The following is a 19,005-nucleotide window of genomic DNA, read 5'->3' as shown; positions in this document are numbered from 1 at the left end:
CCGGATTGGTGTGATTTATAGGCTGAACGGCTGCGGATGTCAAGAGGATGCGTTCAACTAAATGGGATTTATTGCATGTTTCAGCAGCATGTTTATGCGTGTGTCCACTTTCGTATCTGAACCGAGGTCGATAAAAGCTGTCTTGGATTTTGCTTTTTTAGCTTCCTTTTTAAGCAGAGCAAGAGTGTTGCTCAAATCGTCGGACGTGTAGTCCCTTTTTCCTTCGGGAAGCCTGATTATCGCGGCACTGACGGAGAGCAGAGGAAACTGTCTTTCATTGCCGTCCCTGTCCTTTGCTGTATAACATTTCGCGACAACTTCATTCGGGTCGTAGAAGGAAGCGGCTGTGTCGGTGAAGTCCTGAATAACTCTGTTTATAACCGCCATGACGTTTATGCCGCTTTCGGGTTCGCTGTTGTTAAAGGATACAGCGCAGAAGAAATCGTCACCGCCTATGTGTCCTATGAAGGTGTTCGGCTCGGTGATCCTTTCACGCATTACCTCAGTGAACATCATGATGGCGCGGTCGCCCTGACGGAAACCGAAACGGTCGTTGAACGGTTTGAAGTTGTCAAAGTCGAAATATATGAAGACGTAGGAGCTGTCCTCGTCTTTATAGGCTTTGTTCAGATAGTTGTTTATCAGACTGTTGCCGGGCAGTTTTGTCAGCGGGTTCATATCTCTGGCGAAGGCAAGGTTCTTTTCGTTCAGAGTGTTCAGAAGTGACTGAGCCGTCATGAAACCGTGGTATTTCAGGTCTTTGGTGATGACGATACCTTCCGATTCGGGGTTTGCAACATATATCTCAAGCATCTGCTCCAGCGGGATGGTTATCTCGATTATGGGGCATTTCTTCATGAATTTCTTTATGGACGGCGTGTGGCTTCTGTTGAAAAGAAGCTCCTTGCCGAACGGTTTGTAAAGGTACTGTTTCAGATTGGTTTCGCTTATGATGCCCACGGGAATGTTGTTTGCATCAACCACCGGAACAAGGTTCAGATCCGGTTTGAGGCTTATTTTATGCAGAAGTTCTTCCACAGAGCCGTGCACGTCTATGGGGTCGATGTAGACCATTTCGTTGCTGACAAGGTGGGCATCCTGCGTGTCCAGTCTTCTGTTATTTGAAAAGAGCGATTCGATGTGTCCGAAGACGGGGAGCATATCAGAGGTATTCAGCGAGGGTCGTGCGACGAAATAACCTTGGATAAGGTCTACGCCCATATCCCGGCATGAAAGGAATTCCCGCTCTGTTTCTATACCCTCGGCGATGATGCTGATGCCGAAGAAGTGGGCAAGATTTATTATATGCGTGCAGAACTTGCGTTTACGCACGTCTTTGTGGATGTCGGATACGAGAAAACGGTCAAGCTTAATGAAATCCGGCTCGCTGAAATAGAACAGTTCAAAGTTTGCGAAACCGGAACCGAAATCGTCGATGGCGATACGGCAGCCTGAGGTTTTTGCGCTGTTCAGCAGGCAGTTCATGTTTTTGTCGTTCATTTTGTGGCGTTCGCTTATCTCGAAGCAGAAAACGCCGGGGTCAAGCCCTATGTCCTGCATTATTCGTCCGGACATGCCGGGCTGATATTCGTCCATGTCGGTTATGCGGACATCGAAATTGTAGAAGAGCTTTATTTTTTTGTGATGTGGTATACGCGTGAATTTTTCCACCGCTTTGCGTCTGAGTTCCAGATCGACAGGGAGAAGAACCCCATCTTCAAAAGCTGCATCGAAAAGGTCAAAGATACTGTCAAATCCGGCATTGTCCCATCCCCTAAGCAGCGCCTCCACAGCAAAGAGCCTTCCGCTCAGCGGGTTTATGATGGGCTGAAAAGCATGCTCCAGATGAATAAGTCTTTTTTGCCAGGCTATCGGCAATTCCATTGTTTTTATCATACCACTCTTAATAGTAGGCAGATGTCATGTAATTGTCAGACAATGTTAATTAAATTATAAAAACAGATGTTTAAGCATATTTGCTCTGTAATCAAAAATAGCGTCCAGCTTACGGGCGACGTACCAGCCGATGAAAGGCTGGGAGATGGCGGAGAGCGGCAGTATGTAATGGACTATATCCGTCATGAGGACGCCGCCGTCCTGTTCTTTGAAATGGTGTTCATGGTGCCAGAGCCTATAAGGACCTTTTCGCTGTTCGTCCACAAAGAAATACGGCTCGTTCACATGGGTTATTTCCGTCACCCACCATATAGGTAAACCTGCCAGCGGATGAACCTTATACTGTACCATCATGCCTTCGTACATCTTTTCCGGTACTTCCGACATTACGCGGAAATCAAGCCAGGGCGGTGTTATTTCCGCCAGATTCATCGGTGATGAGAAAAAGTCCCATGCCTTTTCCGCAGTCACGTTCATGAACTGTATTCTTTCAAGTTTTTGAGCTTTCAACATACCTCCTTATTTTCCGTAAACTTATTTTATTTGTTTGCGTCTTGGAAATATAATAGTAAAATTACATATACTTGCCGAAAAAAACAAGGAGACGAATGATGAATAAAGAGCAATTCAGAAGTCATTTTGAGTTTGGCGGTCAGGCATACGCCTATTACGACCTGAAAAAGGTACGCGACGCAGGGATTGCGGATATACAGAAGCTGCCTTTTTCTATCAGGGTTTTATTGGAGAACCTTGTCAGAAATTTTGACGGAAGGATAGTTAAAGAGGACGCTGTTAAAGAGCTTGGCAAATGGAAAAAGTCTTATGCAGTGCCTTATGAGATACCGTATCACCCAGCAAGAGTTATCATGCAGGACTACACCGGAGTTCCCGGCGTTGTTGATCTTGCGGCAATGCGCGACGCACTGGTTGAAAAGGGCAAAGATGCCTCATTCATAAATCCCCTTGTTCCCGTTGATCTCATCGTTGACCACTCTGTTCAGGTGGACTATTACGGGACACCCGATTCGCTGGACAAGAACGTTAAAAGAGAATATGAACGCAACGGCGAGCGCTATGCTTTTCTTAAATGGGCACAGGCGAGCTTTAACAATATGCGCATCGTTCCCCCGAAATCAGGCATCTGCCATCAGGTAAACCTTGAATACCTCGGTCAGGTTGTTCTGAAAGGGGACGTTGACGGCGAGAAAACAGCTTTCTGCGACACACTTGTCGGTACGGATTCACACACCACCATGATCAACGCCATCGGCGTTCTGGGCTGGGGCGTGGGCGGTATCGAGGCGGAAGCGGTAATGCTCGGTCAGCCTTACTATATGCCTATTCCTGAGGTTATCGGTCTCAGACTCACAGGAAAGATTGCGGAGGGTATCACAGGTACAGACGTAGTTCTTTCCATCACAGAACTTCTTCGCAAGGCGAAAGTTGTGGAGAAATTTGTTGAGGTTTACGGTCCCGGACTTAAATCACTCACTCTGCCCGACAGAGCTACCATATCAAACATGTCTCCCGAATTCGGTTCAACTATGGGCTTTTTTGCCGTTGATGACGAAACACTCCGTTATCTGCGCAATACGAACAGAGGCGACGTTGCCGACTTTGTTGAAAACTATACGAAAGCGAACCTGCTTTTTAACGACTATTCGCAGGAACCGGAATATACTCAGGTGCTTGAGCTTGACCTTGCCACAGTTAAAAAGTGCGTCGCTGGTCCCAAAAAACCCCACCAGCACGTTCCGCTGGATGCATTGAAGGCAACCGTTGCGAACGAAGTTGCGGCTCCCCGTTCATTTGATGTTGAGATGGACGGCAAGAAATTTGCTCTCAGAGAGAGCGATGTCGTTATAGCCGCAATCACCTCCTGCACCAACACTTCCAATCCTTATGTTATGATAGGTGCCGGTCTTGTTGCTAAAAAAGCCGTTGAGCTGGGGCTCACTATTAAGCCCTATGTGAAAACGAGTCTTGCCCCCGGATCACAGGTCGTCACAGACTACCTCCGCGAAGCGGGCGTTGACGTTTATTTCAACCAGCTTGGTTTTAACCTCGCCGCTTACGGCTGTACAACATGTATCGGTAACGCAGGACCTCTGAAACCCGAACTTGAAAAGGTTATCAAAGAGAACAAGCTGAACGTTGCATCAGTGCTTTCCGGCAACAGAAACTTTGAGGCGAGGATTCATCCGCTTGTTCGTCAGAACTATCTTGCATCCCCGATGCTTGTGGTAGTTTACGCTCTGGCTGGAACAATGGATATTGATCTTTACAAAGACCCCATCGGTAAATCCAAAGACGGTAAAGACGTTTATATGAAAGACGTTTTCCCTTCAAACGACGAGGTATGGGCGCTGGTGAACAAATGCGTTAGCAATGAGCAGTACAAAAAACGCTACAGCGAGATTCTGGACGGCGACGAGAACTGGAGAGCGCTTCCAACTGTCAAAGGCAGTATCTACGACTGGGATCAGAAATCAACATACATCAGAAGACCCCCGTTCTTCGAGGATTTCAGCCTGACACCTGTTATCCCCGGTGATATCAAAGGTGCGAAACCTCTTTGCATGCTTGGCGACACCATCACGACCGATCACATATCACCAGCAGGTACCATACCTGCCGACTATCCGGCGGGTAAATATTTGCAGGAAAACGGCGTTACCCCGTTCGATTTCAACTCTTACGGTGCCAGACGCGGCAACCATGAGGTGATGATGCGCGGAACTCTTGCAAACGTGCGCATTGCGAACAAACTTGCCGAACCGAAAGAGGGCGGTTTCACACGCCATATGCCGGACGGCGAAGAGATGTATATTTATGACGCCGCAATGAAGTATATTAAAGAAGGCGTTCCTTCCATAATCCTCGGCGGTAAGGAATACGGTTCCGGTTCATCACGCGACTGGGCGGCGAAAGGTACGGTTCTGCTCGGCGTAAAAGGTGTTATTGCGGAGAGCTTTGAGCGTATCCACAGAAGCAATCTCGCGGGCATGGGAGTTCTTCCCATGGTGTTCACAAACGGCGACGGCTGGAAAACTCTGGGGCTGGATGGGACAGAGACCTATGACGTTGTCGGTGTGGATAAAGTTTCACCCAGATGCACTCTGAAAGTGACCGCAACCAAGCCTGACGGAAAAGAGATCAAATTTGACGTCATGTGCCGTCTGGATACTGAGATTGAGATTGAATATTTCAGACACGGCGGTATTTTACCCTATGTTCTCAGGAACATGGCGAAATAAACCATATCCTTTACGAATCTTTAAGGCAGGGGAAACCCTGCCTTTTCTGTTTTATTTTGCCAAAAAAGGTCTATACTGTTCTGACATACTGACATTGAGGATATTAATATGTTCCTTTTGATAAAAACCGGCAACACCATGAGAGACCTTTCAACGCATTACGGCGACTTTGAAGACTGGATGATAAGGTTCATGGGTGTTATGAGGCAGCAGGTAAAGATCATCGACGTACAGAAGAGTGCGCTGCCTAAGCCGGATGATTTCGACGGGATACTCATCACAGGCGCTCACGAGATGGTCACCGACCGCCACGAGTGGAGCGAAATGACCGCGCACTGGCTGAAAGATGCAGTTGCAAAGGAGATTCCAATAATGGGCGTCTGCTACGGGCATCAGCTTCTTGCTCATGCCATGGGCGGCGTTGTCGGGGATCATCCGAAGGGACCTGAGATCGGAACTGTTGATATCAATCTTACAGCCGAAGCAAAGAAAGATCCGGTTTTTAAATCCATGCCGAAATCTTTTAAGGCACATGTTACGCACACACAGTCAGTTCTGACACTGCCGGAGGGTGCCGTTCTTCTTGCCGAAAACGATTATGAGCCTCACCACGCTTTCAGAATTGGAAAGAACGCATGGGGAGTTCAATTCCATCCTGAATACGATTCAATCATCAGCAGGGAATATGCCCTGTTCCAGAAAAATAAATTAATTAACCCTGAGTCAATTCTGTGTTCAATTAGCGAAACTCTTGAGGCAAATACACTTTTAAGTAAATTTGTTGAGCATTGTACCGAATAATAATGTATACTAGTGTAAATAAATTTTATCGTTGACGAATGGAAAATTAATTCCATATTGGAAATTACACAATTAAAGTCTCTTTATTATTTGAGGTGTATTATGCTCAACAACATGAAACTTTCCCTTAAGCTTACCATTGGATTCGGAATCGTTCTGTTATTCCTTGTGGTGATGGGGCTCGTAAGCTACTTTGAAATCAAAGGAATAGCAAGCCAGGCAAGAAAAATGGATACAATCTCTAATGTGCAGAATGCCATATATGAGGCAAGAATCGCAAGATTCATGTATTCAAACTCTTTCGATGAATCTTACGCTGCGAAAACAGATGAAAATCTGAACCTTGCAACCAAACTGATTGAAGATGGATATGATGAATATCCGGAAATGAAGGATGATCAAGAAATTCAGGAAATACTTGTTTCTGTTAAAACCTATCATGACAAGCTGAAAGAATATGTTGCCACTCTGGAAACAAAGAATAGAATTCGTGATGAAATGGCTGCTGCGGGAGCAAAAGCCATTGCAGCCACAAATTCTGTCCCTGCTGTTCATGAGAATCTTTTAAAGATGCGCATTGAAGTTCTGCGTTATATGAATAATACTGCTATGCCTCTGGATGAAGTTAACAGAAGTTTTAAAGCAGTAAGCGCATCTGCCTCAGGGATGCCTAACATATTGTCATTGTTAAATGAATACGAGGCATCTTTTAAGAAAAGTGTTGAAACTGTTGAACACATGGCATCATTGCAGAACGATATGCTTAAATCTGCCTCAAACGCACAGAAGCTTTCCATAGTGGTTGTTGAAAAGGAAAAGGCAAAAATGAATACTAATACTGCAGTATCAGTAATAATTATAATTGTCTTTTCACTGGCATCTGTTGCTCTGGGAACCCTTTTATCTGTACTGATCACACGTTCGCTCACTGTTCCCATGGGCAAAGCAATGGATTTCGCTGCAAATCTTTCCAAGGGCGATTTCTCCAAACCGCTTGACATCCGTCAGACAGACGAAATAGGTCATCTTGCGGCAGCTATGGAGGAGATGAGGCTCAGGCTCAAAGAAATAATAGAGAATATCATACTTTCTGCTAACTCTCTGGCATCCGGCAGTACGGAGCTTGCAAGCACCACCGAGGAACTGGCAAGTACGTTCTCCGAACAGTCACAGCAGGTTTCGTCAGTCGCATCCGCTGTGGAAGAGATAAGCACTTCTTCTGCACTTGTAATGCAGTCCATACACGAGGTCTCCGATAAGTCGTCCGCTGCAAAAGGACTTACGGCAGAGGGACAGAAGCATATCGAATCCGCCAACGACGTTATGGGCGACATACGCAAAAACGTTTCAGAGCTCAGCACAACCGTTGCCGGGCTTGCAAAGTCGTCAGAGGACATCGGAAGCATCCTGCTTGTTATAAACGATATCGCTGACCAGACAAACCTTCTTGCTCTTAACGCAGCTATTGAAGCAGCAAGAGCAGGCGACCACGGACGAGGTTTCGCAGTTGTCGCAGACGAAGTCCGTAAGCTTGCGGAGCGTACACAGCAGTCAACCGAGGAGATTCGCACAATCATCTCCCAGTTTGTAAAAGAAACTGCAAGAACCAATACTGAAATGATTGCGGCAGGTAAAAAGGTTGAAACCGGTGCAGAAAAGCTTAACGCTGTTGACCAGATATTTGAAAAGATCGTGGAATCAGTTAACGAGATATCCACATCAAGCTCAATGATAACAACCGCTGTTGGTGAACAGTCGCAGGCTATAACAAACATAAACGACAATGCTCAGGTAATATCGAGCGGGCTGGAACAGAGTACGGCGGCTATTTCTCAGGTTTCTCATACTGTTGCAGACCTGCAGAAGCAGGCGGATGAGCAGATGGAAGGAACACGTATCTTTAAGATATGATACGGCGCTTATAACGCATCGCATTCCGGCGTTGTCAGGATAAAAATATTGCTCATGTACATTCGAGTACACTGCGCATATTTTTCTCCCTCCGCCTTGGACTGCTCGGTTCTAAGCACCGCAGGAAAGTTGATAACGCATCGCATTCCGGCGTTGTCAGCTTTAAGTCTCCTTTTCTAAAGGGGGGAGAAAAAGTTGGATCGCGTCGTCGCTGCGCTTCTCGCGAAGACGGAAAGAAAAACCTGTCTCTGCGAGCGTATGCGAAGCAGTCTGAAAAGCATAGTATGTTTACCATGACAGGGTTTGCAAAAACTTGTGGATAATAAAAAAGGCGACCAAACGGTCGCCTTTACTTTTTAATTAAAGTACCTGACTTAAAAAGAGCTTCAATCTGTCGCTCTTCGGGTTGTTGAACAATTCGGCCGGTGTTCCTTCTTCAACCTTCAGCCCGTCGTCCATAAAGATAACTCTGTCCGCCATTTCGCGGGCAAACCCCATCTCGTGGGTTACGACGACCATTGTCATTCCCTCTTTTGCGAGGGTTTTCATAACATCCAGAACCTCGCCGATCATTTCGGGGTCAAGAGCCGAGGTAGGTTCGTCAAAGAGCATAACCTTCGGACGCATAGCGAGTGCGCGCGCAATGGCAACCCTTTGCTGCTGACCGCCGGAAAGCTGGCTGGGGTAGCAGTCGCGTTTATCCGACAGACCGACCTTTTTCAGAAGTTCCGTGGCTATTGTATCAGCCTCGTCTTTTTTCAGCTTTTTAACCTTTATAGGTGCGAGGGTGATATTCTGAAGAACAGTTTTATGGGGAAACAGGTTGAATGCCTGAAACACCATACCCACGTTTTCGCGCAGGTGGTTTATGTTTGTTTTAGGATGCGTGAGCGACTGTCCGTCGATAGCTATTTCGCCCTCCTGAACCTCTTCAAGAAGGTTCAGTGTGCGAAGCATCGTGGATTTGCCGGAACCCGAAGGTCCGATGATAACCAGAACTTCGCTCTTTGCCACGTCCAGTGAAACGCCTTTAAGCGCCTTTACGCCGTTGGGATATATTTTAACTACGTTTTCAGCTTTAATCATGTTATCGCCTCCTTACCTGTCCTGTGCAGCCATTCTCTTTTCCAGAAGCTGGACAAGGAACGACAGACCGGATGTCAGAATGAGATAGAGTGCCGCAACTGTAAACCAGACCTCGAAGGGGCTGAAAGTTGAGGCGACGACCTCTCTTCCCGCTTTGGTAAGATCGGTGATGGATATAACGGATACCAGCGATGAATCTTTGATAAGAGATATAAACTGACCTGCCATTGGTGGAAGCGTTCTTTTAAACGCCTGCGGCAGGATTACCAGTGCCATTGCCTGTGTATAGCTCATACCAAGGCTTCGTGCCGCTTCCATCTGACCTCGTGAGATGGACTGTATGCCCGCGCGGACTATTTCGGCTATGTATGCCCCCGTGAAAACCGATAGCGCGGCGATACCCGCCGTAACTCTGTCGAGATTGAATATTGTCCCGATGAAAAAGTAAAAAATGAATATCTGCACCAGAAGGGGGGTCCCTCTGATGAGTTCAATATAAAAGACCGAAAGCTTCTTAAAGAACGGGTTGCCCGAAACCCTTGCGAGTCCCGTCACAATACCTAAAATGATCGCGAAAATAATCGAGAAGAAGGAGATGTAAAGTGTAGTAAACAGGCCCACCACGAGCGGGCCTGCTTTTGTCGAACTTGTTTCAGCTATGGTGCTTCCTTTTGTGACAGTGTCGCCGTTTTTGACCTTTATACCGTCAAGACCTTCAAAGCTGACTGCATCACCTCTTCCCGCGGGAACAATACTGAGTTTTGAACCCTCTATTGTAACGGTTCCGTCAACAGGTGCGGCTGTGGTCTGGCTGTCCGTGTAGAAAATATACTTCGGAAGCCTCTCCCATCGCCAGATGTAATCAATCTTAACGGATGCGCCGTAAATTCCGAATCCAAGAAGGAATAGGAAAACAACCAGCAATCCGTTCCAAATTAGGTTTTTAGTTTTCGATGTCACTTGAAAGCACTCCTGAATTTTTTAATTACTGGATATCAGCCAGCCAGTCTGTGGAGCCGAACCACTTGTCGTAAGCGGCCTGATATCTGCCGTCGCCTTTGATCTGAGCAAGGTAGTTGTTCAGGAAGTTAACGAAGTCGGGATCGCCTTTGCGAACAGCCCATGCCAGAGGCTCATAAGTGAAGGGCTGGTCAAGGAAAGTGAGTTTATCTTTGTTCTGAGCGTAGAATATTGCGTTGTAGGGCAGGTCATAAACGAAAGCGTCAGCTTTGCCGTTCAGAACTTCCATAGCGCCTTCCTGCTCTGTCTCATAAAGTTTGATGTTTGCTTTGCCCATGTATTTTTTTGATGCATAGTCAGCAGTTACACCGAGCTTTGTTGCGATGTTGTATTTGGGGTCGTCAAGGTCTTTGTAAGACTTGACTTTGCCTTCAAGGTCTTTTCTGATGAAGATTGTCTGACCGACTACAATGTAGGGGTCGCAGAAGTTAACCTGAAGGTTTCTCTGGGGAGTGATGGTCATACCGGACATGATGACGTCGAATTTGTCTGTGAGCAGAGCGGGGATGATACCGTCCCATGCAGTGTTGACAAGCTCGAGCTTAACGCCCATATCTTCTGCCATCATTTTTGCGATATCAACGTCGAAACCGACGAGGTCACCGTTTTTGCTTTTCAGCTCGAAGGGCATGTAGCCTGCTTCAAGACCGACCCTGAGAACTTTGTTCTTAAGGATTTTGTTGAGAGTTGACTGCTCCCAGATACCGTTGGCAGCGCCGCCTTCAGCAGCGGGAGCGGCTGTAGCAGCAGCTTCTTTCTTTTCGGAACCGCAACCGGCAACCAGCAGAGCCAGCATAAGCACGGCAGCGTAAAACACTGATACGATGAATTTCTTCATATATGCCTCCTTAGCATGATTTTCCTTCTTCAAGCACTTCTTTTATGATCATTTTCTTTTTATGTATAGGACAGAGAGGGATCTCCTCTTTCGGGATGTAGACTATCTGGGTATGATCGCAAAGCGGGCATTTGACTTCAACGGTTGTCACCTTTTCTTTTTCCGCCATTACTGCCTCCTTAAATATGCGTCTTAAACCTCAATTATACAAAAAAAAACAGCTAAAAAATAAAGTAAAAATGTCTATGATTAACACAGATCTGTTAAAGCAGAGTCAAGACCCCGTCTGCATCCCGTTCTGTTGCTGTATATGGGCAGACGAACCTGCAAAGGTTCTCCGTTTCATCCCACACATAGAATACATATTTTTCTGAAAGTTTCTTTATCTGCACATCGGAAAGGTGCGCGAAAACCGTGTTTCCGTTAACGGGATATTTGATTGATATGCCCCTGTCGGTGAAACCGTCCGCCAGCCTTCGGGCTATGGCGTTTGCACGGTCAGCGTTCTCAAGCCATATACAGTCTTTAAGATATGGAATAAACTGTGCGGAGACATAGCGCATCTTGGAAAAGAGCTGTCCGTACTGCTTGCGGACATATTTCGCGCTTTCAGCCAGAGCGGGGTTGAGAAAGATCACCGCTTCTCCCATCATAAGCCCGTTTTTTGTGCCGCCGAAACTCAAAATGTCTGCACCGGCGCACGCCTGTTTCAGGCTGAGAGACATGCCTGCCGCCGCATTGGCTATTCTTGATCCGTCTATGTGAAGTATGAGGTTATTTTGTTTTGTGAAATCTGAGAGTTCTTTGAGTTCGTCGGGAGTGTATGCTGTGCCTGTTTCCGTCGTCTGGCTGATGGAAACTGCCTTCGGCTGGCTCTGGTGTTCAAAGCCGATATGTGCCAGATAGGGCTTCAGCATCTCCGGCTTAAGTTTGCCGTCGGGTGTTTTGACCGGTACAAGCTTGCTTGCTGTGAAACGCTCCACTGCACCGCATTCGTCGCATGCAATGTGTGCCGTTTCCGCACATAAAATAGACTGATAGGGGGAAAGGACACTTGCCAGCGAAATGACGTTTGCACCTGTTCCCGTCAGCACGGGAAAATAAAGCGCCTGTTCGCCGAACTCTTTTCTGAAAAGAGTTTCAGCTTCTTCCGTCCACCTGTCGCTGCCGTATGATTTTGCATATCCAATGCCTGCGTCAGTCACAGCCTGCATTACCCTTGGGTCGGCAGGCGCCGTGTTGTCGCTTAAGAATAAAATATCCATTTGAAATGCCTTTAATTACTTTATAAAAAAATAATAGTAGCATTAACCGTTCATATTCGCAATGTATTAGTTTGGTTATAAAAAGACCTTATTTGTCAATATTTTGACCTATGCTGTTTTGGCTTTACATCCATATTAAAAACCTTTAAACTAGATTGTTTTGAATGAAAATCTTGGAGGGTTTTTATGGAAGAAAGCAAGCTGAAAACCGGTCTTATCGGTATCCAGATGCTGTTTGTTGCTTTCGGAGCGCTGGTTCTTGTTCCCCTGCTTACAGGGCTTGATCCTTCAATTGCTCTGTTTACTGCTGGCGCAGGCACACTTTTGTTTCAGGTTATCACAAAACGGATGGTTCCCGTTTTTCTCGCAAGTTCTTTCGCGTTTATCGCTCCCATACAGTTCGGTATCAAGCAGTTCGGTGTTGGCGCCACTCTGGGTGGTCTCGCCTGTGCCGGTCTTGCATACTTCGTTTTCAGCGCAATGGTAAAGGTCGGCGGTGTTGAAGCCATCGAAAAATACCTGCCCGCTATCGTTACAGGTCCGGTTATCATGGTCATCGGTCTTAACCTCGCTCCAGTTGCCGTCGACATGGCAAAGAGCTTCGATGCCTCCGGTAACTATGACGGCAAGGCGATGCTTATCGCAATGATATCACTGCTTACCGCTATTCTGACAGTTGTTTACGGTAAGAAGCTGCTCAGTCTTATCCCCGTTCTGATGGGGATCATCGTAGGTTACGTCGTATCGCTCATCATGGGTGTTGTCAGCTTTCAGCCCATTGCGGATGCCGCATGGCTCGCAAACCCCTGGTCTGCCGCACTGGCAAACGGTTCATTCGCTATGCCCGTGTTCGATATATCTGCTATCCTTTATATAGTTCCCGTGGCAATAGCTCCTGCTATTGAACACGTCGGCGACGTTCTTGCCATTTCAAACGTTGCAGGCAAGAACTATCTTAAAAGCCCCGGTCTTCACAGAACGCTTCTTGGCGACGGTCTTGCGACCACACTTGCAAGCCTTCTTGGCGGACCTCCCAACACAACTTATTCCGAAGTTACAGGAGCCGTGGCTCTTACAAAATCATACAGAGTTGTCTATATGACTATCGCCGCATGCACAGCCATAGTGCTTGCTTTCGTCGGTAAACTCGGTGCAGTGCTTAAAACGATACCCGTTCCCGTTATGGGCGGAATCATGATACTGCTGTTCGGTATGATAGCCGCCATCGGTATCGGAACCGTCGTACGCGAACGCGTGGATATGTCCAAAGCGCGCAACCTTATCATCGCCTCTGTTATCCTCGTTGTCGGTATCGGCGACCTCAGCATAACAATGGGCAAGATTACTCTCGGCGGTATCGGTCTCGCGGGCATAGTCGGCGTTATCCTGAACTTAATACTCCCCAAGGATAAATGATGAACTACCCGAATTTTCAAGTTATCAGCCACCCGCTCATCGAGCATAAACTGACCTTTATCCGCGACCTGACCACCCCGAAAAAGGGTTTTAAGGAACTTGTGGACGAAGTTGCAATGCTTATGGCGTACGAGATCACAAAGGACTTTCCGCTGGAGGAAGTTGAGATAGAAACACCTATCTGCAAAACGAAGACCAAAATAGTCTCCGGCAAAAAGGTTGTTCTTGTGCCTATCCTGCGCGCGGGTCTGGGCATGGTAGACGGAATACTGAAACTTATCCCGTCCGCCCGTGTGGGGCATATTGGTCTTTACAGAGACCACGAGACGCTCCAGCCTGTTTCATATTACTTTAAAATTCCGCCTCAGAGTGAGGACAGGGATTTCATACTCATCGACCCGATGCTTGCGACAGGCGGCTCTGCTATTGCAGCTGTGGATAAGCTGAAAGAGGTGGGTGTTAAGAATATCAAGTTTATGTGCCTGATAGCTGCTCCGGAAGGGGTTAAGGCTTTCTGCGATGCACACCCTGATGTTAAGGTGTTTGCCGCAGGGCTTGACGAGTGTCTGAACGAGAACGGTTACATTGTACCCGGGCTTGGAGACGCTGGCGACAGGTTATTTGGTACTAAGTAGACAGGGCGGGTTAAAAACCCGCCCATTTGTTTTATTATCGCTTCTAAACTTCTCATTTCTTCGTTGAAGTCTAAAAAATATTGCTCATGTACCTTCGTTGCGTACACTGCGCATATTTTTTATCCTTCCCTTGAACTGCTCGTTTATAGCCGATAAGTTCAAGACGTTTGCCGTCTCTGCGAGGGCGTAGCTCGTTCAAAAAGTCTTTCTTGTTCTGCTCGCATCTAACCGCCAAATTTTTTTCCTGTCTTGTCTCCCCCTTTGACAAAGGGGGATTAAGGGGGATTTTCTTGATTTCGTCTCTGCGAGGAATGAAATGACGAAGCAGTCTATCTTATAAACCTAAAAATTTTCCTTCGCTGTAGATAAGTTTTCCGTCGGCATATGCTTTTCCGTCATGCATGGACTTGATCATATCCCAGTGGATGCCTGACTTGTTCTTTCCGCCGGCTTCGGGATAGCTCGCACCCACTGCCATGTGGATTGTGCGTCCTATCTTTCGTCGAAAAGGATGTTCTTTGTGGGCTTGTCTATGTTGTCGTTAAGACCGAAAGCGCACTCGCCGATGAATCTTGAGCCTTCGTCTGTCTCCAGAACGCTTTGCAGGAAGTCGTTACCTTTTTCGGCTGATGCTTCCATTATACGACCATTTTCAATTTTCAGAAGTATGCCGCCGGCTTCCACACCCATGTATGATGTGGGCAGGTCGAAATATATCTGTCCGTTAACACCGTCTTCAACGGGGCTGGTGTAAACCTCGCCGTCGGGCATGTTGTGGTGTCCGTTGCAGTTCAGCCATTTGCGCCCTTCAACATTATAGGTGAGGTCGGTTTTGTCTCCCACAACGCGAAGCTCCTTTGTTCCGGTGAGTATGTTCACAACTTTTTTCTGGAACTCGTCAACCTTGCGCCATGCGGCAACTGGGTCTGGTTCGTTCAGCTTGCATGCGTTGTAAACGAACTCTGTGTATTCATCCAGCGACATTTCAGCATCCTGTGCCATAGCCTGTGAAGGGTAGGGGCAGAGTGACCAGCGGAATTCGCCTTTCTGCTCACGCTCCATAAGAACGTCGCGCACCTGACGCATTGTCTTGCTGGCGAGAGCTATTTTAGATTTGTCAGCTCTTGTGAGCTGTTTTGTGTTGCTGGTGCTGTCAATATATACTTGCGCGGTGATGTTGTGCGCGTCCGCCATAACGCTGGGCGCTATGAACTCAAGCTGTTTTGCGCTGGCGTTGCTGTAAAAAGCCGCCTGCTGTTCGGCGATAGCCATACGCAGAACAGGGTGCGCGCCCATTTGCAGGGCTTTCACCATCAGTGCTTTAACGAGGGGTTCGGATACGGTCTCCGCGCGGATAAGAAATATGTCATCCTCTTTCAGGTTGAGGGAGTATTCGCATATAAGGTCAGCCATCTTCTTTTCTAGTTGCATGATACGCTCCTGTTTTCGTTCAATTATGCTATAATAGTATGAACTCGTTATTAATCAACAAGTCTTTACAATATAATTAAATCTATCAGGTGATAAATGCAGAAGAGAGTTAACAGGCTTATTTCAAACACACTTGACCCTTTCGGGAGGTTTCTGAGGCTTGAATCATCCAGCAGTATCCTTATGATAGGCTCGATGGTTCTGGCACTGTTATTTGCAAATTCTGCGGTTTCAGACGGTTATTTCTCATTCTTTCAGCAGAGGCTTGGCGTTACTATGGGTGCTTTTTCGCTGTATAAGCCGCTTATCCTCTGGATAAATGACGGTCTGATGGCACTGTTCTTCCTCCTTGTTGGGCTGGAAGTGAAACGGGAGTTCGTTCACGGCGAGCTTTCCACACCTGCGCAGGCGGTTTTGCCTGCTGTGGGAGCGATTGGCGGCGCTATTGTGCCTGCCGCCATCTATGCACTTCTGAACGTTAAGGGTGTGATGAGCGGCTGGGGCGTCCCCATGGCAACTGATATAGCCTTTGCCATAGGTCTTCTGACACTGCTGGGAAGCGGTGTTCCGTCCGGTCTTAAAGTGTTTCTTGCATCATTGGCAGTTGTTGACGATTTGCTGGCGGTGCTTGTGATAGCTCTTTTTTATACAGAATCAATCGTTATGTCATATATGATGTGGGGTGCTGTCTCCGTTGCGGTTCTGTTCGTGCTGAACAGGATGAAAGTTGCGGCAATCACACCCTATATGGTTGTGGGCGGTATACTCTGGTATTGCCTGCTGAAAGCGGGCATACACGCCACAGCGGCAGGGGTTATAACAGCCATGTTCGTTCCTTCCTCACCTGCGATTCCTCTGAACGTTTTCAGCCGTCTGACCAGAGCGTCGATATCTAAAATTGATAATGACGAGAACAGGGAGCTGACGAAAGAGAACGAACACGAGCTGAACAGGGTGGTTCATATGGCTACCTACGCTGCAAGTCCTCTTTCAAGGCTTGAAGAGAGCCTGCACAGCTTCACCGCGTATATAATAATGCCTGTTTTCGCATTTTCTAATATGGGACTGCTGTTCGATCTTGGCAATGTAGGTTCGGACGGTGCCGCTGTTTCCGCGGGTATTGCCGCAGGACTTGTCATAGGCAAACCATTGGGCATCGTGGGCAGTGTCGCTCTTCTCATGAAGTTCGGCAAAGTGTCTCTGCCTGAAGGCGTTAATATGAAACACATTATCGGTGCCGGTATGCTGGCGGGTGTAGGTCTCACCATGTCTATATTCATCTCCACCATGGCATTTCCAGAAGAGATGCAGAACGTAGCGAAGCTTTCCATATTGGGTGCTTCGGCTCTGTCGGCAGTTCTCGGACTTGCCTACCTCAAAAAACATATATAAATGTCAATGCGGCGTCGGACAGTCTCCGTCGCCGTGTCTCTTTCCATCAAAAAATGTCTCACGGGTTGATACAGAGTGTTTCATTATACGGTAATTTATCTGAAAAATCATTTTAAATACCTTTTATATTAACTATTTAGCTTAAAAAGTGTGGTGGCGTTGATTTTGCTTGCATGAGGTGGATAAAAGTGTCTCGTAACGAGCTTTATCAATTATTTATGCGGAGGCTTTGAATGTTTAAATCTATTTCGAGCAAGATCTTGCTGTTGGTGACAATACCTGTTATCGCAGTCACAGCCATTATTCTTTCCCTTGTGACGGTTGAGATGAATATCAGCGCATCGCAGGAGATAGAGAACACACGCACAAATCTTGTTGCGAACAAAAAGAGTGAGTTGAAAAAACTGATAGACGAATATATATCATCCATCACGCCTATCCTTAACGACGGAAACCTGACCACAGACCAGCAACGCGAACTTATCATAAAGATGCTTGATCAGACGGCTTTTGACAATATCGGCAATAAAGACGGGTATCTTGTCGGCTATGCCTATGACGGAACAGCTCTGTCAATACGTACAGCTCCCGATCTGGTGGGTAAGAACCTTTATGACAGGGTTAAAAACTCCATTATTGCAGCAAAAAACGGAGGCGGGTATGACGATTATATGTGGAAACTGCCTGGTACGGATAGGGAAGTTCTGAAAATAAGCTATGCGAAGGGCATAGATAAGCTTGGGATGATGGTAGGCACAGCTGCCAGCACTGAGGATATCGAAAATGCTGTGGAAAAAATCAATGAGGACGCGCATGACAAAATTGTCAAAACCGTTGTGCAAGTGCTGCTTATATCACTGATAGTTATAGGAATCACTCTTGTTGCCGCCAGATATTTTGTTGTTGTGCTTGCCTCCGGTATTATAAAAGCTTCTGCCACATTGAAGGAGATATCTTCCGGCAAGGGAGATTTGACAAAAAAACTGGATGTAAAATCACAGGACGAGGTAGGCAAGCTTGCGGAATATTTCAACAGCTTCATTGATAAACTTCGGGAAATAATATCTGCTTTACAGCATAACGCTCATGCTGTCGCATCAGGAAGTTCTGAGCTGGCATCAGCCACTGAGGAACTTTCTGCCACTGTTAATGATCAGTCGTCACAGATTTCAAGCGTTGCCGGAGCAACAAGCCAAATGAATTCATCCTCTGCGGCAATGGCGAAGAGTTTGTCGTCCAGCGGTCAAATAGCAAACGAAACATCCGAAACCACAGCCGAGGGGCGCAACAGGATTCAATCCGCCGTTGAAGAAGTGAACGGAATCAAAACCAGAGTTGACCAGCTCAATGGCACTATACAAAATCTTGTGAACTCTTCTCAGGAGATAAACGAGATACTTGATGTTATCAGCGATATCGCAGACCAGACAAACCTGCTTGCCCTTAATGCGGCAATCGAGGCGGCAAGAGCAGGAGATCACGGAAGAGGGTTTGCAGTCGTTGCTGATGAGGTCAGGAAACTTGCGGAAAGAACACAGAGTTCAACAGGGGAAATAGGCAATATTATAGGCAATCTCCGGTCAGATTCGCAGAAAGCGTCTAACGATATGAACGCCGCGAAACAACAGGTTGAATCAGGCGTGGGTATCATGCTTGAAACAGCGGGTTTCTTTGATAAAATAGTTAATTCTGTCGGCGAGATGCAGCGGATGAACACATTCATTGAAAAATCAATGACAGAGCAGAAGGACGGAATGCAGGAGATAAACGATAAAACACAGGCGATTTCGGCTGGTGTTGAGCAGAGTTCTAACGCTCTTGTGGAAATAGGTCGTACTGTTGCAGATTTGGAAAAGCAGTCTGTGGAGTTGCAGGAAGTTATAAGCCAGTTCAAAATATAGAGCAAAAAAAGGCGACCAATCGGTCGCCTCAGACTGATGACAAACGCCGTATTTCGTGAGAAGTGCGGCGTTTTTTGTTTTTGTATCTTGTTATTTCTTTTTCCGGTTTATATCGCAGCCGAAAGCTGATTTTCATCATTTATCACGGGTATTTCA

16 protein-coding genes are annotated in these 19,005 nt (G+C 46.8%); 7 read left to right on the top strand and 9 right to left on the bottom strand.

All coding sequences use genetic code 11. The annotated features are described in order from the left end of the window. Nucleotides 1-57: 57 nt before the first annotated feature. Both LRY47_RS07350 and LRY47_RS07345 read right to left on the bottom strand, forming a co-directional pair. On the bottom strand, nucleotides 58-1,896 hold the full coding sequence (locus LRY47_RS07350) for a GGDEF domain-containing protein (protein WP_295223784.1): 1,839 nt from the start codon (nucleotides 1,894-1,896) through the stop codon (nucleotides 58-60). Between the two features lie 54 nt (nucleotides 1,897-1,950). Then, complete coding sequence (locus LRY47_RS07345; protein WP_295223783.1) at nucleotides 1,951-2,406, bottom strand: SRPBCC family protein; 456 nt, start codon at nucleotides 2,404-2,406, stop codon at nucleotides 1,951-1,953. A 101-nt stretch (nucleotides 2,407-2,507) separates the two neighbouring features. Here LRY47_RS07345 and acnA point away from each other — a divergent pair, with 101 nt between their 5' ends. From acnA to LRY47_RS07330, 3 genes are all read left to right on the top strand, one after another. Continuing rightward, nucleotides 2,508-5,153: an aconitate hydratase AcnA gene (gene acnA / locus LRY47_RS07340; RefSeq protein ID WP_295223782.1), complete on the top strand. Its 2,646-nt coding sequence runs from the start codon at nucleotides 2,508-2,510 to the stop codon at nucleotides 5,151-5,153. Nucleotides 5,154-5,261: 108 nt separating this feature from the next. Further along, nucleotides 5,262-5,954 carry a glutamine amidotransferase gene (locus LRY47_RS07335; RefSeq protein WP_295223781.1) on the top strand — a complete coding sequence of 231 codons (693 nt, stop codon included), beginning with the start codon at nucleotides 5,262-5,264 and terminating at the stop codon, nucleotides 5,952-5,954. A 102-nt stretch (nucleotides 5,955-6,056) separates the two neighbouring features. After that, a complete protein-coding gene (locus tag LRY47_RS07330) occupies nucleotides 6,057-7,865 on the top strand; it encodes a methyl-accepting chemotaxis protein (RefSeq protein ID WP_295223779.1) in 1,809 nt (602 codons plus the stop codon). Between the two features lie 360 nt (nucleotides 7,866-8,225). Here LRY47_RS07330 and LRY47_RS07325 read toward each other — a convergent pair whose 3' ends face one another. From LRY47_RS07325 to LRY47_RS07305, 5 genes are all read right to left on the bottom strand, one after another. After that, complete coding sequence (locus LRY47_RS07325) at nucleotides 8,226-8,951, bottom strand: amino acid ABC transporter ATP-binding protein (protein WP_295223777.1); 726 nt, start codon at nucleotides 8,949-8,951, stop codon at nucleotides 8,226-8,228. A 12-nt stretch (nucleotides 8,952-8,963) separates the two neighbouring features. Continuing rightward, entirely contained in the window at nucleotides 8,964-9,911 is a 948-nt protein-coding gene (locus tag LRY47_RS07320) for an ABC transporter permease subunit (protein WP_295223775.1), read from the bottom strand. A 25-nt stretch (nucleotides 9,912-9,936) separates the two neighbouring features. Beyond that, on the bottom strand, nucleotides 9,937-10,809 hold the full coding sequence (locus LRY47_RS07315; protein WP_295223773.1) for a transporter substrate-binding domain-containing protein: 873 nt from the start codon (nucleotides 10,807-10,809) through the stop codon (nucleotides 9,937-9,939). Nucleotides 10,810-10,819: 10 nt separating this feature from the next. After that, the gene (locus LRY47_RS07310; protein ID WP_295223772.1) at nucleotides 10,820-10,978 is read right to left on the bottom strand and encodes a hypothetical protein; all 159 of its coding nucleotides are present in this window, start codon (nucleotides 10,976-10,978) and stop codon (nucleotides 10,820-10,822) included. Nucleotides 10,979-11,072: 94 nt separating this feature from the next. Next, nucleotides 11,073-12,074, bottom strand: coding sequence for a low specificity L-threonine aldolase (locus LRY47_RS07305; protein WP_295223771.1), 1,002 nt, complete (start codon nucleotides 12,072-12,074; stop codon nucleotides 11,073-11,075). A gap of 201 nt (nucleotides 12,075-12,275) precedes the next feature. Between LRY47_RS07305 and LRY47_RS07300 the strand changes: the two genes are divergently transcribed. Further along, nucleotides 12,276-13,490 (top strand): solute carrier family 23 protein, encoded by a 1,215-nt coding sequence (locus LRY47_RS07300; protein ID WP_366043444.1) that lies wholly within the window; start codon nucleotides 12,276-12,278, stop codon nucleotides 13,488-13,490. After that, nucleotides 13,490-14,125, top strand: coding sequence for a uracil phosphoribosyltransferase (gene upp / locus LRY47_RS07295; protein ID WP_295223767.1), 636 nt, complete (start codon nucleotides 13,490-13,492; stop codon nucleotides 14,123-14,125). Before LRY47_RS07300 ends, upp begins: the two co-directional genes overlap by 1 nt. 334 nt (nucleotides 14,126-14,459) lie before the next feature. Here upp and LRY47_RS07290 read toward each other — a convergent pair whose 3' ends face one another. Then, nucleotides 14,460-14,603, bottom strand: a complete 144-nt coding sequence (locus tag LRY47_RS07290) for a hypothetical protein (RefSeq protein ID WP_295223766.1) — start codon at nucleotides 14,601-14,603, stop codon at nucleotides 14,460-14,462. Nucleotides 14,604-14,617: 14 nt separating this feature from the next. After that, entirely contained in the window at nucleotides 14,618-15,556 is a 939-nt protein-coding gene (locus LRY47_RS07285) for an aminopeptidase (RefSeq protein WP_295223764.1), read from the bottom strand. A 96-nt stretch (nucleotides 15,557-15,652) separates the two neighbouring features. On the opposite strand from LRY47_RS07285, the gene nhaA reads away from it, so the two are divergent. Together nhaA and LRY47_RS07275 are read left to right on the top strand one after the other, a co-directional pair. Continuing rightward, a complete protein-coding gene (gene nhaA / locus LRY47_RS07280; RefSeq protein ID WP_295223763.1) occupies nucleotides 15,653-16,948 on the top strand; it encodes a Na+/H+ antiporter NhaA in 1,296 nt (431 codons plus the stop codon). A gap of 233 nt (nucleotides 16,949-17,181) precedes the next feature. Next, nucleotides 17,182-18,849, top strand: a complete 1,668-nt coding sequence (locus LRY47_RS07275; protein WP_295223762.1) for a methyl-accepting chemotaxis protein — start codon at nucleotides 17,182-17,184, stop codon at nucleotides 18,847-18,849. Nucleotides 18,850-19,005: the final 156 nt, after the last annotated feature.

The sequence above is a fragment of the Seleniivibrio sp. genome (genome assembly GCF_021209385.1).
Taxonomy (GTDB): domain Bacteria; phylum Chrysiogenota; class Deferribacteres; order Deferribacterales; family Geovibrionaceae; genus Seleniivibrio.
Note: the sequence above shows the minus strand (reverse complement) of the source record. Positions and strands in the feature narration are given on the sequence as shown.

Coding starts and splice junctions, on each gene's coding strand:
- LRY47_RS07350 (WP_295223784.1), bottom strand. CDS start 1,896: ATGATAAAAACAATGGAATTGCCGATAGCCTGGCAAAAAAGACTTATT.
- acnA (WP_295223782.1), top strand. CDS start 2,508: ATGAATAAAGAGCAATTCAGAAGTCATTTTGAGTTTGGCGGTCAGGCA.
- LRY47_RS07335 (WP_295223781.1), top strand. CDS start 5,262: ATGTTCCTTTTGATAAAAACCGGCAACACCATGAGAGACCTTTCAACG.
- LRY47_RS07330 (WP_295223779.1), top strand. CDS start 6,057: ATGCTCAACAACATGAAACTTTCCCTTAAGCTTACCATTGGATTCGGA.
- LRY47_RS07325 (WP_295223777.1), bottom strand. CDS start 8,951: ATGATTAAAGCTGAAAACGTAGTTAAAATATATCCCAACGGCGTAAAG.
- LRY47_RS07315 (WP_295223773.1), bottom strand. CDS start 10,809: ATGAAGAAATTCATCGTATCAGTGTTTTACGCTGCCGTGCTTATGCTG.
- LRY47_RS07310 (WP_295223772.1), bottom strand. CDS start 10,978: ATGGCGGAAAAAGAAAAGGTGACAACCGTTGAAGTCAAATGCCCGCTT.
- LRY47_RS07305 (WP_295223771.1), bottom strand. CDS start 12,074: ATGGATATTTTATTCTTAAGCGACAACACGGCGCCTGCCGACCCAAGG.
- upp (WP_295223767.1), top strand. CDS start 13,490: ATGAACTACCCGAATTTTCAAGTTATCAGCCACCCGCTCATCGAGCAT.
- LRY47_RS07290 (WP_295223766.1), bottom strand. CDS start 14,603: ATGGCAGTGGGTGCGAGCTATCCCGAAGCCGGCGGAAAGAACAAGTCA.
- LRY47_RS07285 (WP_295223764.1), bottom strand. CDS start 15,556: ATGCAACTAGAAAAGAAGATGGCTGACCTTATATGCGAATACTCCCTC.
- nhaA (WP_295223763.1), top strand. CDS start 15,653: ATGCAGAAGAGAGTTAACAGGCTTATTTCAAACACACTTGACCCTTTC.
- LRY47_RS07275 (WP_295223762.1), top strand. CDS start 17,182: ATGTTTAAATCTATTTCGAGCAAGATCTTGCTGTTGGTGACAATACCT.